The 14,401-nt window shown below is 67.6% G+C and carries 15 protein-coding genes; 11 read left to right on the top strand and 4 right to left on the bottom strand.

What is annotated here, in order from left to right; translation table 11 throughout:
* Positions 1-3: 3 nt before the first annotated feature.
* From fes to ACGFIZ_RS28570, 9 genes are all read left to right on the top strand, one after another.
* Entirely contained in the window at positions 4-1,260 is a 1,257-nt protein-coding gene (gene fes / locus ACGFIZ_RS28610; protein WP_393424519.1) for an enterochelin esterase, read from the top strand.
* A 59-nt stretch (positions 1,261-1,319) separates the two neighbouring features.
* Complete coding sequence (gene leuB, locus ACGFIZ_RS28605) at positions 1,320-2,441, top strand: 3-isopropylmalate dehydrogenase (RefSeq protein WP_393424516.1); 1,122 nt, start codon at positions 1,320-1,322, stop codon at positions 2,439-2,441.
* Between the two features lie 53 nt (positions 2,442-2,494).
* Entirely contained in the window at positions 2,495-3,940 is a 1,446-nt protein-coding gene (locus ACGFIZ_RS28600) for a pyridoxal phosphate-dependent aminotransferase (RefSeq protein WP_393424513.1), read from the top strand.
* Between the two features lie 52 nt (positions 3,941-3,992).
* Positions 3,993-5,372 carry a hypothetical protein gene (locus ACGFIZ_RS28595; RefSeq protein WP_393424511.1) on the top strand — a complete coding sequence of 460 codons (1,380 nt, stop codon included), beginning with the start codon at positions 3,993-3,995 and terminating at the stop codon, positions 5,370-5,372.
* 63 nt (positions 5,373-5,435) lie between these two features.
* The gene (leuC, locus tag ACGFIZ_RS28590) at positions 5,436-6,842 is read left to right on the top strand and encodes a 3-isopropylmalate dehydratase large subunit (protein WP_393424508.1); all 1,407 of its coding nucleotides are present in this window, start codon (positions 5,436-5,438) and stop codon (positions 6,840-6,842) included.
* 15 nt (positions 6,843-6,857) lie between these two features.
* Positions 6,858-7,514: a 3-isopropylmalate dehydratase small subunit gene (gene leuD / locus ACGFIZ_RS28585; RefSeq protein ID WP_393424505.1), complete on the top strand. Its 657-nt coding sequence runs from the start codon at positions 6,858-6,860 to the stop codon at positions 7,512-7,514.
* Between the two features lie 46 nt (positions 7,515-7,560).
* Positions 7,561-7,767: an MbtH family NRPS accessory protein gene (locus ACGFIZ_RS28580; protein ID WP_347667256.1), complete on the top strand. Its 207-nt coding sequence runs from the start codon at positions 7,561-7,563 to the stop codon at positions 7,765-7,767.
* Between the two features lie 160 nt (positions 7,768-7,927).
* The gene (locus tag ACGFIZ_RS28575) at positions 7,928-8,059 is read left to right on the top strand and encodes a hypothetical protein (RefSeq protein WP_393424502.1); all 132 of its coding nucleotides are present in this window, start codon (positions 7,928-7,930) and stop codon (positions 8,057-8,059) included.
* 20 nt (positions 8,060-8,079) lie between these two features.
* Positions 8,080-8,415 carry a hypothetical protein gene (locus ACGFIZ_RS28570; protein WP_393424499.1) on the top strand — a complete coding sequence of 112 codons (336 nt, stop codon included), beginning with the start codon at positions 8,080-8,082 and terminating at the stop codon, positions 8,413-8,415.
* Between the two features lie 152 nt (positions 8,416-8,567).
* Here the strand turns inward: ACGFIZ_RS28570 and ACGFIZ_RS28565 are convergent, their stop codons facing one another.
* Positions 8,568-9,302 (bottom strand): M23 family metallopeptidase, encoded by a 735-nt coding sequence (locus ACGFIZ_RS28565; protein WP_393424496.1) that lies wholly within the window; start codon positions 9,300-9,302, stop codon positions 8,568-8,570.
* A gap of 406 nt (positions 9,303-9,708) precedes the next feature.
* Here ACGFIZ_RS28565 and ACGFIZ_RS28560 point away from each other — a divergent pair, with 406 nt between their 5' ends.
* Complete coding sequence (locus ACGFIZ_RS28560) at positions 9,709-10,383, top strand: response regulator transcription factor (protein WP_393424494.1); 675 nt, start codon at positions 9,709-9,711, stop codon at positions 10,381-10,383.
* A gap of 158 nt (positions 10,384-10,541) precedes the next feature.
* On the opposite strand, the gene ACGFIZ_RS28555 is transcribed toward ACGFIZ_RS28560, so the two are convergent.
* Complete coding sequence (locus ACGFIZ_RS28555) at positions 10,542-11,276, bottom strand: ABC transporter permease (RefSeq protein WP_393424491.1); 735 nt, start codon at positions 11,274-11,276, stop codon at positions 10,542-10,544.
* The gene (locus ACGFIZ_RS28550; protein ID WP_393424552.1) at positions 11,260-12,198 is read right to left on the bottom strand and encodes an ATP-binding cassette domain-containing protein; all 939 of its coding nucleotides are present in this window, start codon (positions 12,196-12,198) and stop codon (positions 11,260-11,262) included. Before ACGFIZ_RS28550 ends, ACGFIZ_RS28555 begins: the two co-directional genes overlap by 17 nt.
* A 99-nt stretch (positions 12,199-12,297) precedes the next feature.
* Between ACGFIZ_RS28550 and ACGFIZ_RS28545 the strand changes: the two genes are divergently transcribed.
* Positions 12,298-12,894: a TetR/AcrR family transcriptional regulator gene (locus ACGFIZ_RS28545; protein WP_393424488.1), complete on the top strand. Its 597-nt coding sequence runs from the start codon at positions 12,298-12,300 to the stop codon at positions 12,892-12,894.
* Between the two features lie 192 nt (positions 12,895-13,086).
* Here ACGFIZ_RS28545 and ACGFIZ_RS28540 read toward each other — a convergent pair whose 3' ends face one another.
* Positions 13,087-14,250, bottom strand: coding sequence for a TDT family transporter (locus tag ACGFIZ_RS28540; RefSeq protein ID WP_393424485.1), 1,164 nt, complete (start codon positions 14,248-14,250; stop codon positions 13,087-13,089).
* Positions 14,251-14,401 lie beyond the last annotated feature (151 nt).

Genomic DNA, 14,401 nt, shown 5'->3' with positions numbered 1-14,401 from the left:
GCGATGATTGCTCCCACCAATTCATACACGGATCACCGCATCGTTCGGCTCAAGGAGGCTCTCGCCGCGGGTGACCCGGGGGCCCTCGACGATTTCTGGAAGACCGTCGAGGTCGACGGGTCTCCGCTGATGCAGCCGATGGAAGGCGAGGAGGGCCGGACTCTCGCCACCTTCCTGTGGCGCGATCCCGGCGACACGGACAACGTGCTGGTGCTCTTCTACAGCGCGCCGACCCAGGACGGTTTCGACGAGTACCTCTTCGAGCGGATTCCGGGGACGGACGTCTTCTACAAGGCGTACGTCCTGCCGTCCGACCTGCGTACGACCTACCTGCTGTCGGTCAACGACCCGCTGGAGCCGACCGAGAAGTACTCGGACGTCATGGCGCGCATTCCCTTCTATCGCCGGGATCCGCTGAACCCCCGCGAGGTCACGATCCTCGACGACCTCGTGGTGTCGGTGCTGGAACTTCCCGACGCGCCGAAGCAGCCGTGGAACATCGCGCGGCGTGGCGTGCCGAAGGGGAAGAACCACATGCACATCCTCGACAGCGAGATTCTGAAGACCCAGCACCACGTCTCGGTGTACGTGCCGCCCGGCTACTCCACCGACGGCGAGAAGTACAACGTGTTCGTGCTCTTCGACGGCTGGTCCTACTTCAGCTTCGCGGCTACGCCCACCGTGCTGGACAACCTCCTGTACGCGGGCCGGATCGACCCGTTCATCCTGGTGATGCACAGCAACATGGACCAGGCGGTCCGTGCCACGGAACTGCCCTGTCACGAGCCGTTCGCCGAATTCCTCGAGCAGGAGATGATGCCTTTCCTGCGCGAGAACTACCACATCAGCGACGATCCGGCGAAGGCGTATGTCGGCGGGTCCTGTTACGGCGGACTGGCTGCGGCCTACGTGGGGTTCAAGCTGCCGCACGTCTTCGGCAACGTCATCTCCCAGTCCGGCTCCTTCTGGTGGCCGGAGCCGATGACGCCGGATGTCGAGATGGAGTGGTTGACCCGGCAGTTCGCGGAGAGCCCCAAGCTTCCTGTCCGATTCTCCATGGAGGTCGGTTCGCTCGAGGCCGCCATTGCCGAATTCGACCAGCTGGCGACGAACCGCAAGCTGCGCGATGTCCTGCTCGAAAAGGGCTACGAGGTGCACTACAACGAGTACACCGGCGGGCACGACATGATCACCTGGCGCGGCACGCTGGTTCAGCGCCTGCTCGCCCTGGCCGGTAAGAAGCCGAAGCCGAAGTCCTGAACTCCGCCTCTGGCCCCGCACGAATACAGCGCCGAACCACTTCGAAAAGGGTAGAGAACATGGGTGATTATGCGGTAACCGTCCTGCCCGGCGACGGTGTGGGGCCAGAGGTCACGGAGCAGGCTCTCGAGGTTCTGCTCACCGTTGCGGACCTCTACGAGCACAAGCTCACGATCCACCGTCGTCTCGCCGGCCTGGCCAGCATCGCGGCCGAGGGGGTGGCCATCTCCGAGGCCACCATGCAGACCTGCGCCGAGAGCGATGCCATCCTCTTCGGTGCCATCGGCAGCCTGCCGGCGCACGAGCGGCAGAACGCCAAGGTCAAGCCGGAGCAGGCCCTGTTCCGGCTGCGCAAGGACTTCCAGTTCTTCGCGAACCTGCGTCCCATCCGGCCGTCGAGAAGCCTCTACAGTGCTTCGCCACTCAAGCCGAACTATCTCGAGGGCACCGACCTGATCTTCGTCCGCGAACTGTCCGCCGGTCTCTACTACGGGCACCTGGAATCGATTCCGGGCAAGCCCAGCGAGATCCGCCGCACCGAGCAGGGCGAGGAAGCTGTCGACACTCTCCTGTACACCGAGCAGGAGATCGAGCGCGTCGTACGGGCCGCCTTCGACATCGCGGTCGCCCGTCGCCGTAAGGTCACCTCGGTCGACAAGGCCAACGTGCTCAGCTCCTCGATCCTCTGGCGCCGCATCGTCGACTGGGTCGCCGCGGACTATCCCACCGTGAGCTATGAGCACATCCTCGTCGATGCCTGCGCCATGTACCTCATCCGCGAGCCGTCCCGCTTCGACGTCATCGTGACCGAGAACCTGTTCGGCGACATCCTGACCGACGAGGCCTCGATGTTGACCGGCGGCATCGGCATGATCCCGTCGGCGAGCCTGGGAGTGCGCCGGACCGGCTCGGGCACCTTCGGCCTGTACGAGCCGATCCACGGCTCCGCGCCCGACATCGAGGGGCAGGACAAGGCCAATCCGGTCGCCGCCGTCCTCTCGGCCGCGATGCTTCTGCGTCACTCGCTCGGCCTCCACGAGGAGGCCCTTGCCGTCGAGGCAGCCGTCGAGGAGGTGATTCAGGACGGCTATCGCACGGTCGACATCCAGGAGGAGGGGACGAAGGTGATCGGGACTCGCGAAATGGGGAAGCGAATCGCCACAGCTGTGCGCCGGCCGTGATATCGGCCGGTTCCGGTTGTGTCGCTTGACTATTCAGGGGAGGTTCGTCGCTCATGGTACTGCAGAACAGTGTGGTTAGGCCGGAGATCGACCTGGAAGAACAGCGCCTGATCGTTCGACAGCTCCGCATGGAGCTGGTGCAACAGTATCGCGCCCAGCTGCAGGCCAGTGGCGAGCCCCCCATCCGCATGATGGCATCCATCGTGCAAGCGCTCGAGCGGGAGTGTGCGGAACGCCATCTGGACGAGACCGCAATGCGTCTGGAAATCGTGAACCGCACGATCGGTGACGTCAATGTGCGCCTCATCTCCGAATGCGACGGAGAGGAGGGTGGCCCGGGGGACTACCGGCGGCTCGGTGACGAGTTGGGAGTCGCGCTGCCCGGCGAGGACCTGCAGGGATACATCGCGACCGGCAAGATGTACCGATGGTTGCGCGACCAGATGCAGGAAGCGGAGCGCCTGCTCCTGAAGAACGGTTTCGACCCGCGCAGCTACGACCTCGCCACCGTGGGCAACCCCATCCTGCGCGGCTGGCTGGCCGAGGACATGCAGCAGTGGGGCCTGTCGGTCACCGCTGAACACATCGCGATCGGGCTGGGCGCGACCGACTGCATGAACAAGGTTCTCGGTGGCTTGGGCCCGCTCGTCCGCCAGGGCCCGGGATACGTCGGCGCGGTGCTCTGCCCCACGCCGGGCTTCAACATCCTCGAGGCCCAGGCCCTCGCCAACGGCTACCGGGTCCGCCGCATCGAGACCCGGCCCGAGGACTGCTTCAAGATGACCGCCGGGCAGCTCGCACGGGCGCTCGACGAGCACGCGGACATCAAGGTCATCTATCTCACCGTCACCAGCAACCCGGCGACCTTCGCGTACCAGCCCGATGAGCTGCGCGAGCTGCTCGACGTCCTGCGTCTGCAGCGGCAGCGGGGACGCGTCGTCCACCTGCTGGCTGACCTGGCCTACGTCGGCACGGGCATCCCGGCGGAGGACGAGGCCCGCATGCGCGCCCTGACCTCTGCCTCCGACATCGGTGACCAACTCATCTACGTGAGCAGCTTCTCCAAGACGCACACCCTCACGGGCGAGCGTTTCGGGTGGGTCACATTCGGCGACACCGGCCTCGCGGCCCGCATGGTCGGCAGTTGGATCAACAGTGTCGCCTCGATGCCCGGCGAGTGGCAGTTGCGCCTCATGGCCTACTACCAGTTGTTCCGCGAAAACCCGCATCTCATCGAAAAGATTCGTCGCCTCTACGGCCTGCGGCGGGCTCAGTTGAGGGAGCAGCTCCGGCGCCTCGATGAGCAGCATCAACTCTTCGAACACATCTACCTCGACGACGACGCGACCATCTACAACTGGAGCAAGCTCCGCGAGGGAGAGGACTGCTTCTCGGTACTCGAGAAGACCGGCATCGCGGGAATTCCGGGCTCCACCTTCGGCTACTCCGACCAGTACATCCGCTTCTCGGTAGGGATCCTGCCGGTGGTGATGGACTGATTCGCCATCTCCGAAAAGCAATATAAGCGATCGCTTAATTCAGGAGGTTCCAATGACAAACTCGGCGAGTGGAACACCGACAAACGGTTTCGGGGAGGCCCAGCTGCGCTCCACCGGCGTGGTTGTCGACTTCAACTGGAACAGCGATCCCAATCCGCTCGCGCCGCTGCCCGAGTCCCTTCCGGGCGAGCCGACCCCGCTGCAGGCCTCCCAGCCCGACATCGTCCTGTCCGAGTGCCTGCGGGACGGGCTCCAGGGCGTCGGCAGGTACCCGTCCGTCGACGAGATGCTGCAGTACCTCGAACTGTTGAACAACTTCGGCATCCGGTCCGCCACGGTCGGCATCTACTCCGGGGCCGGCGCGCTCGACGCGACGATCAAGGAAGTGCTCGCCGGGATGCGCGACCAGTTCCCCGGGATCGTCCCCTCGGTGCTGTCGGTCTGCACGCCGGCCTCTCTCAAGTGGACCGCCGAGTGCAAGGAGATCCACCCCGCGCTCGAGTCCATCGTCTTCATGGGCAGCTCTCCGTCGCGCCGGATGGTCCAGGGCTGGGACCTGGACTTCGTCCTCGGCAAGCTCGAGTCGTTCGTCAAGCAGACCGTCGACGAGGGCATTCCCGTCATCGGCGGCACCGAGCACACCACCCAGACGTCACCGCAGGACGTCCGCGAGATCACCCGCGTCCAGGTCGAGAACGGCGCCTACCGCGTCGCGGTCGCAGACACCATCGGCATCGCGCGCCCGGTCGGCGCCTACCGCCTCTGCGCCTTCATCCGTCAGCTCCTCGACGAGCTGGGGACCCCGGACATGAAGCTGGACTGGCACGGCCACCGTGACACCGGAAACGCCCTGGGCAACGCCATGATGGCCCTCGCGGCCGGCGCCAACCGCATCCACGTCGTGTCGCGTGGCGTCGGCGAGCGTTCGGGCAATGCCTCGCTCGAGGAAGTGGTGCTCAACCTGGCCGCCATCCGGCAGGAGAACGGCCTGCCGGTCGGCTGGAACATGGCCGAACTCCTCGGCCTGATCTCGTTCTACCAGGAGATGGTCGGCGTCACCACCGCCGAGCACGGTGTGCTGGGCAAGCGCTACAGCTACACCAGCTCCGGCATCCACACCGACGCCATTCTCAAGGCGAACGCCCTCGCCGAGAACGCCCGGAAGGCGCAGGACTTCGAGCTGGACAGCAAGCTGCGCACGATGGCCCGCACCGTGTACTCGGCGATCGACCCCGCCACGATCGGCGGCGCCTACTCGGTGGGCGTCAGCCAGTGGAGCGGGCTGAGCTCGGTGAAGCTCGCCTGGCTGGAGAGCGGCCGTGACCCCGAGAAGCTCTCCACCGAGCGCGCCGAGGAAATCCTCAACTACGCCAAGGGCCTGGGTCGCGAACTGGAAGGCGAGGAACTGGAGGCCTGGTTCGCGAAGTCCTGAGTCCGCTCGAATACGCAGAAGACGCGGGGAACCTCACACCATCCCCCAGGTTGGAGATACGACATGAGTCCACGAACAATGTTCGACAAGATCTGGGACGCCCACGTGGTGCGCGACGAGCCCGGTGAGGTGCCGGTCATCTACATCGACCGTCACCTCACCCACGAGGCGACGTCGCCCCAGGCCTTCGCGGGTCTGCGGGCCCGCAACCTCCCGGTCCACCGCACCGACGCCACCATCGCGGTGATCGACCACAACGTGCCCACCGTCCTCGGTCGTCGCATGATCGACGTCGTCGACGCCGCGAGCGTGACCTGCATCGAGACGATGGAGGAGAACGCCCGCGACTTCGGGGTCACCCTCTTCGACATGAAGGACGAGTACCAGGGCATCGTCCACGTGGTCGGCCCTGAGCTCGGCATCTCCCTTCCGGGCATGACCGTCGTCTGCGGAGACTCCCACACCTCCACCCACGGCGCCCTGGGAACCTTCGCCATCGGCATCGGCACCAGTGAGGTCGAGCACGTCATGGCGACCCAGTGCCTGCAGCAGCAGAAGCCGAAGACGATGAACATCCGGGTCGAGGGGACGCTCTCGCCCGGCGTCACCGCGAAGGACGTGGCGCTGGCGATCATCCGCAAGTTCGGCACGAACGTCGGCTCCAACCACGTCATCGAGTTCAGCGGGTCCGCCATCCGCTCCCTCTCCGTCGAGGGGCGCATGACCCTGTGCAACATGGCGATCGAGGCCGGCGCGCGCGCCGGCATGGTCGCCCCCGACGAGGTCACGATCGAGTACGTGAAGGGCCGCCCGTACGCTCCCGAGGGCGAGCTCTTCGAGCTGGCCGCGGCCAACTGGCGGGAGCTGGCCAGCGACCCCGGCGCCCACTTCGACGCCGTCCTCGACATCAACGTCGATGATCTCGTACCTCAGGTCACCTGGGGCACGGATCCGGGCATGGTCGCCGACATCACCGGCGTCGTACCCGACCCGGCGGACGAGAGTGACGTCGTCACCCGCCAGGCCTACGAACGGGCGCTGGAGTACATGGGGCTGACTCCGGGCCAGAAGATCGAGGACATCGAGATCCAGACGGTGTTCATCGGCTCGTGCACCAACTCGCGCATCGAAGACCTGCGCATGGCGGCCAGCTACGTCGTGGGCAAGCAGGTGGCGCCGAACGTGCGCGCCCTGGTCGTACCCGGCTCGATGCTGGTCAGCCGCCAGGCCGAGGAGGAGGGGCTGGCCGACATCTTCCGGGCGGCCGGCTTCCAGTGGCGCGAGGCGGGTTGCAGCATGTGCATCGCCATGAACGGCGACCGCCTCGCCCCCGGCGAGCGGTGCGCCTCGACGAGCAACCGGAACTTCGAGGGCCGTCAGGGACGCGGCGGCCGCACCCACCTCGTCAGCCCGCTCATGGCCGCCGCCGCGGCGGTTGCCGGACACTTCGTCGACGCTCGCAACCTGTAGAAAGGCCAGGCTCCCATGGAAAAGTTCGTCACACATCTCGGGGTGGCCGCGCCGCTGGCCCGGTCCAATGTCAACACAGACGACATCGTGCCGGCCCGTTTTTTGAAGACGATCCGCCGTACCGGATTCGCCGACGCCCTCTTCGCGAACTGGCGCTACATCAGCGACGACAAGGCGCCGAACCCCGACTTCGAGCTGAACCGGCCGGCCTACGCGGGCGCCACCATCCTGGTCGCCGGCCCGAACTTCGGCTGCGGCTCCTCGCGCGAGCACGCTCCCTGGGCGCTCCGCGAGTTCGGCTTCCGCTGCATCATCGCGCCCAGCTTCGCGGACATCTTCTACAACAACTGCTTCAACAGCAGCATCCTCCCGGTCGTCCTGAACAACTCGACGGTGGAGGACATCCAGGCGACCCTCGCCGGCCAGGAGCAGTACAAGCTGCAGATCGACCTGCCCGCCCAGACCGTCGCGATGCCCGACGGGCGGACCTTCGGCTTCGACCTGGACCCGTTCAAGAAGAGTGCCCTCCTGGAAGGCCTCGACAGCGTCGACTGGACGCTCTCCCGCAAGGGCGAAATCTTGGCCTACGAGGAGCGGCGCCGCAAGGAGGCGCCGTGGCTCTTCATCGGCAAGGATGCCGGCCGGCGAAGCGCCTCCGCTCCGGCAAGCTGATCGTGCACTGAGAAGAAGCACCCGACGCAGATAGGAAGCGAATCCGATGGAAGACACCGCCGTCAAGGTTCTCGTCAACCACGAGGAGCAGTACTCGCTCTGGCCCGATTTCCTCGACGTTCCCGCCGGCTGGAAGGACACGGGGGTCTCCGGCACCAAGGACGAGTGCCTGGCCTACGTCAAGGAGGTCTGGACCGACATGCGCCCGCTGAGCCTCCGCAAGAAGATGGAGGAGTCGGCTCAGGGGGCCTAGGACCGCGGCGTGGGCAAGAAACTGTGAAGGGGCTCGGCGGGCAAACGACCTGGGCGGGTGGGACAGAAAAGAGACGGCGTCGTTCCTGAAGGCTGGCAAAGCGATTGTCGCTGGTCGCTGGCAAGGGACTTGCCGGCACCGGCTTCTGCTGGACACATTCGTGATCCGGACGCTCCTCGTGCCGGCCATCGCCGTGAAGGTCGGCGAGCGCAGCTGGTGGCCGGGGAAGCGACGGGAAATCATCGACGACGTGCCGGTCGAACCCAAGGAAGCCGTACCGGCCGCCTATTAGCAGATGTGGAGGATGTTCCTGTGAATGACCTTATTCAGCGCCTCTCCGTGGAGAATCAGAGCGTCGTCGTCGGCGGCCCCGATCCCTCCCTGGACGAGCTCCAGAAGCGTGCCACCGAGATCGGGTACGTCTTCATCAAGTTCCCGGACACCAGCGGCGGAACCGACCTGGGCGTGCGCGTCGACGAGGCGGCGACCGATCTCAGCCGCGCCGACTTCGCCAACGGCAGCGGTAGCGCCCACATCGAGGGGACGCTCACCCTCGACTACGTGAAGGTCCGGTGCGTCGCCGACATCGACCTGGCGTCGCTCAGCGGCACCGGGCACCTCAAGCCCGAGGAGGCGCAGGCCGCCTAGTCGTCGGCGGCCGGATCGTGCTCACCCTTGACGCCCGCACGGGCATCATCGGCTACCCGAGCATCGATCCGGCCGGCCCGGCTGTCGCGTAGGCGTCGCGTCGCAGCCCCGCTCCGGGCCGCGACGCGACGCCGCGGCGTGTGGTGCCTCGGTCAGGTACCCAGGTCCTCCGCGGCCGGTACGGGCAGCGGCTCGACGACAGCCTCCTCGCCCGGAATGCCGGACTCCCTGACCTGGAACTGCCGCGCGCCGCGGGGGCGTTCGCGGAAGTGCCGGAAGGCCATCGGTACGCCGCGGGCAACGGACAGGTCCACGCTGTCCATCACCTGTACGTGCACGTGCGGCTGCGTCGAGTTGCCGGAGTTGCCGCAGTCCGCGACCGGCTGCCCCGTCCGCACCTCCTCGCCGACGGCCACCCGGATCGAGCCGGCCCGCAGGTGCGCGAGGGCGACGAACACGTCGCTGTCGCGCAGCGCGATGATCAGGTAGTTGCCGGCAACGGCGCCCACTCCCTGCCGGAGCCGCTCCAGCTGACCCAACATGTACGGCACGAGGGCCAGCTGTGACCGCCGTCCGGCATGATCGACCTCGCCGTCGTGCACGTCGACGACGACGCCGTCGGCCGGTGCCAGGATCGGCCGGCCGAAGGCGAAGAACCGCTCGGGTGGTTCGGTGGCGAGGAAGGTCCGCCAGTCGCGGGTGCCGGCGGTCCGACGATGATCGTCCACGCCGATGAAGTCGATGGCGTAGCGCTCGCCCAACAGGTCGGACCCGTGACTCGGGACCCGCCGGGCCGGGCTGTTGCGTGCCAGCCACAAGCCCGTGAACGGCAGCGAGAGCACGACCTCCCGGGTCACTGAACTCTCGGCGGGCAGTTTCTCGACCATCGATCTAGTATAGGCAGGATTCCAGGCATCGGCCCGAATCGAGCACGCTCGACCGGGATTGGCGGAACTGGTTCCAGGGGGCGGCATGTCCTGTACGACTGGTGGACAGAGCCGGTCGGACCTGCGGACTCTCGCTGCGGACGCCGCGGCGGGTCACCCGTCGGTTCGCCGCTCGGCACGGCGTCGGGCCGTCAGGTCCGCTGTGTCCGGTGGTGTCGGGGGTTGGGCTCCAAAACCGGTCCCGACCTGCCAAAACAAGTTGACCTATCGGTTGGCGTCACTGGCTAATCTGATCGGCGGGATTTGTCCGCATGGGATTTGATCTCTTGCGGATTTCTGTCGTAGGCTGTAACAGCCAAGTAACACTCTCCTTCACGGGGTCGCGACGGGGAAGGGGCTGGTCGATGTGAAGCAATCCGACAACCCGATTGAACAGGGGCAACCCGGCTGTAGCGTCCTCGTTCTCGCCGACAACGAGGTGACGCGTCGGGGTCTCCACGACATGCTCGGCTCGCTTGATCTGGTGGCTGAGGTGCATGCGGTGGTGGCGGATCTGGAGCGGTTTCCCGCTGGTCGTTCTTTTGACGTGCTGGTTGTGGCGTGTGAGGACGTGGGTGTGGGGAGTCTGGATGGGGTTGTTGAGGCGGCGCATCGTCGGGGGGCGAAGATTCTGCATTTGATCGGTCGTGGTGCGGCGTGTCTGGATGCGGTGACGCGGTTGCCGAGTAATGGGTTTTTGATTCAGGACGAGGTGACGCGGGAGGCGTTGGGGCAGGCGTTGGGTCGGATGTTGGTGGGTGAGGTGCCGATGCCGGCGGTGTTGGCGAATCGGTTGTTGGAGCGGGCGCGGGGGGCGGTGTCGCCGGAGCGGTCGGAGGGTGTGCGGTTGACGCCGCGGGAGCGTGAGACGTTGGTGTTGTTGGCTGAGGGGTTGAGTAACAAGCAGATCGCTCGTCGGATGTTGATCAGTCAGCATGGGGTGAAGCGGCTGGTGGCGAGTGTGTTGTTGAAGTTGAACTGTTCGAACCGGACGTTGGCCGCGGCGGTGGCGATCAAACAGGGCCTGCTCGAAGAGGTGTAGGGCGGGCGGTTGAAGGAACCAGCTCCGGGCGGCTGCCCTGGGCCGGTTCGGCGTTTCGGGTGCGGGCGCCCGGCGTACCGCGGTTGCCGGTGGCGGGGTGCGACGCCGTCGGAGGACGCCACACCCCGCATCCGCATTCCAGCTCTCCGAACGCCTGCTCAGCTCCTGCGGGTCATGACCCGCAGGGTGAGCGCGAGACCGGCCACGCACCAGACGGCGAGTACGGCGAACGGGAGGCCGCTGACACCGTTCGCGCCCGCGGCGAGGGTGTCACGAATGGCGTCGGCCATGTACTGGAACGGCAGCACGTCGTGCACCGCCTGCAGCCAGCCCGGCAGCCGGTCGGCCGGGAAGTTGATCGGGGAGAACATCAGGGCGATGAAGACGATCACCTGAGATATCAGGCTGGCGACGGCGGGTGGCACCGCGTAGGCGACGGCGTAGCCGAGGCCGGTGGCGGTCAGCGCGACGAGCAGGATCGCCGGGACGACGAGTGGACTGACGTCGAGGTCGAGGTCGAACCGCAGCGTGGCGGTGAGCAGGGCCAGGGCCAGGCCCGGCAGGGACGTCAGGAGCCAGGTGGTGACGTCCGCGGCCAGGATCGCCGTCCGAGGCACCGGAAGCGTCCGGTTGTACTCGAACGTTCCCTCTGTCTTGCTCTGCGCGATCATCTGAGGGGCGAGCACCATGCCGACGGTGATCAGGCCGAGGGTGGGGGCCCCCGTCGCCAGGTAGAGGGCGGTGGCCTTGTCGACCTCGGGCATGAGGAACGAGAAGCCGACCACGATGCCGACCGCCAGCAGCGTCTGGATGACGAGCATCAGCGGGAGTATGAACTTGAGCCGGATCGCGTGCCAGCGCAGGAGCAACAGGTAACTACGCAGCCACCGCATCGTGGTTCTCCTCGGAGGTGTTGGTCAGGCCGACGTAGATGTCTTCGAGGCTGATCGGGTTCAGGACGAACTGGGCGATGCCTTCGGCGGCGTGAAGCTGTTGCGCCCACGCGATCGCCTGCGGGGCGTCGGCCGAGGCGATGGAGATGACCATGCGCTGGTCGGTCACGTTCGTGGAACTCGCCCAGGCCGGTGCCTCGGGCACGGCCGCGCCGGGCTGCAGCGTCAGTTCGAGCCGGAGATCGCTGGAGGCCTGGCGGCGCAGCTCGGCCGGCGTGCCGGTAGCGGCGACGCGGCCGTGGTCGAGCACGACGAGCCGGTCGACGCTGCGCTCGGCCTCGGTCACGTTGTGCGTGACGATGATGACCGCGCAGCCGTCGGTGGCGAGCTTGCGGACCTGCTCCCACATCAACCGGCGGCGCACCGGGTCGACGTCGTTGGTGGGCTCGTCGAGCATGACCAGGCGACCGGGCTCGACCACCGCCATGCAGAAGGCGGTCAGCCGGCGGATACCGCCGGACAGCTTCTCACCCGGCGTGTCGGCCCACTCGGTGATGTCGAGGGCGGACATGAGCTGCTCGGAGCGTTCCTTCACCCGCTGGCGGCTGCCGCCACGGATCCGGCCGAGGATGTCGATCGCCTGCCTCGGGGTGACCCCGGTCAGCGGCGCCTGGGCCTGCAGCTGCAGCGAGCAGACCTGTCGCGCGAATGCCGGGTCGGCGACGGGGTCCCGGCCGTCGATCCTGATCGTGCCCTCTGTCGGCTTCGCCAGGCCGGCGACCTGGTTGAGCAGGGTCGTCTTCCCCGCACCGTTGTGCCCGAGCAGGCCGAGCACCTCTCCCTCGGCTACGTGTAGCGAGAGGTCGTCGTTGGCCCGTACGTCGCGCTGGTAGATCTTGGTCAAGTGATCGATCTGGAGCAACATCACATCCTCCAGATTCCGGCCGATATCCGCATACCGTCGAGTATCTGGATACCGTCGGGGATGTCAAGCACCCTGGTGGTGTGGAAGGATCGCGACATGGGTGAGCGACTGACCCGGGCGCAACAACAGCAGCGGACCCGCCAGCGTCTGCTCGACGCGGCGGAGACGCTGTTCGCCGAGCGGGGGATCCACCAGACCTCGCTCGAGGAGGTCGCCGCCGAGGCGGAGCTGACCAAGGGTGCGATCTACGCCAACTTCGACGGGAAGCACGGCCTGTTGGCGGCGATCCTCGAGCGCCGTTACACCGACCAGATCGCCGACGCCGGCCCCGCCGTCGACCCCGGTGCCGCGGCCGACTCGCTGGGTGACAGCTACGAGTCCGTGATCTCGCTGCCGGAGACCCGCAGGTTCGCCATGGCGCTCCTGGAGTTCTGGCTGTACAGCATGCGGACCCCGGCCGCCCGTGACGCCATGGCGCAGTGGCTCCAGGCCGTACGCGAGCACAACGCCAAGCGGATCACCGAGCGGACCGGCGGCCAGCCGCCGATCCCGGCCAGTCAGCTGGCGATCCTGATGACCGCGCTGGACGTGGGTGTCGCCCTCCAGCACCTCATCGATCCCGAGGGTGTCCCCGCCGACGTGTACGCCCTCGGCCTCAAGGCGATCATGGACTCCGGCGGCGCGGGCGGCTGACCCGTCCCGTCTCCGAAGTCGTGACACGCGCGTCCGGGGGCCGCGGAACGGTGTGCGGTCGGGCCCGTCGCACCGCTCCTTCGGAGGATTGCGGGCGGCGACGCGGAACAACCATTCCGTCGAAGCCTGGGCAACCGGTCTGAGCCCGTACGGGTCGGCGGCGCGGCACCCGGGCGCTGCTTCTGCCACTGGTCACCTGGGCGCGGCAGGGGGGAGGAAGAGGTGCCCGTGCCACGCACCTCGGGCAGTACGGGTCGCGACCGCCGCCCAGGAGGCGAGCAGCAGCCCGTACAGCAGCACGGCGAGCGTGGCCAGCATGGCCGAGCCGGACCGCGCGGCCAGGCCGGAAACGCCGGTGACCAGGGTGCCGACCGGGAAGGTGAAGCTCCACCAGGTGAGCGAGAACGGCAGCCCGGCGCGGGCGGTGCGGATGGTGATCGCGGCAGCCAGGGTCAGCCAGAGCAGGGCGAACCCCATTGCCGGCACGCCGTAGAGCACGGCGAGCATCTGCGCCCCTGCCGCGTACGGTTCAGGCAGGACGCCGCCGGCGGACCGGGCGAGCAGGTGGGCGGCGGTGATCGACTGCCCCAGCGGCCCCAGCACGATCCACAGGGTGGGGACCATCCGCGCGGCCCCGACCCCGTGCACGACCAGCCGTGACCACAGCTGCGGCAGGATGATCAGGGTGGCGAGCAGGCTGGCGCCGAACATCGCGTAGCAGGCGACGACCATGTCGAGCCGGGCCTGCCCGGCCGGCAGGTGCGGCACGAGCAGCGCACCGTTGGCGGCCGAGACCATCGGTGGGACCACCGGCATCAGCCAGCCGCCGAACGCCGCGTCCGGCCCGATCCGGTGCCGGGTCATCATCAGGTACGGGATCGCCACCGCAGTGAGCAGACCCAGCCCTGTCCCGGCGCTCCACAGGGCGAGACCGACCGCGACGGCAGCCGGCTGGCCGATCCACGCGCTGCCGAGGAGCAGCGCGCCGCCGCCGACGGTCATCAGGGCCATCGGGGGCGCGCCCCAGAACTGCGCCATCACCGGGTCGGCCGCGTGCCCGAGGGCGGTGTCCCGGTGCCGGCGCAGGTGCACCGCCCACGCGGCGACGAGCGCCACCAGCAGCAGCGCCGCCGCGGCCCAGACCACCGTGGCGGCGTACCGCAGACCGGGCAGGCGCACGGGCAGGCCGGCCCCCGCGGTGGCCACGATGCCGGTGCCCATCACCGCGGCGAACCAGTTCGGGCCGAGGTACGCGAACACGTCGCGCGGGCGCGCCAGCGCGGACAGCGGCGCAGGCCGCCGGGCGACGTCGGGTCGGCGGCGAGCACGGGTGGGCGGGTGGTGCAGGCTGGTCATGCGACCAACTGTCGGGCCCCGGGGGCCGGCCCGGTAGGCAGCGATCCTGTACGGAGTCATCGAATGTCTTCCGTGGAAACCCCCGGCTTTAGCCGTGGGGAGGAAACGGAACCCCTGCGGAGCAGGTCAGGGATAGCCCATTCGCCGCCAA

Source organism: Micromonospora sp. NPDC048830, from assembly GCF_043198215.1.
GTDB lineage: Bacteria > Actinomycetota > Actinomycetes > Mycobacteriales > Micromonosporaceae > Micromonospora.
Note: the sequence above shows the minus strand (reverse complement) of the source record. Positions and strands in the feature narration are given on the sequence as shown.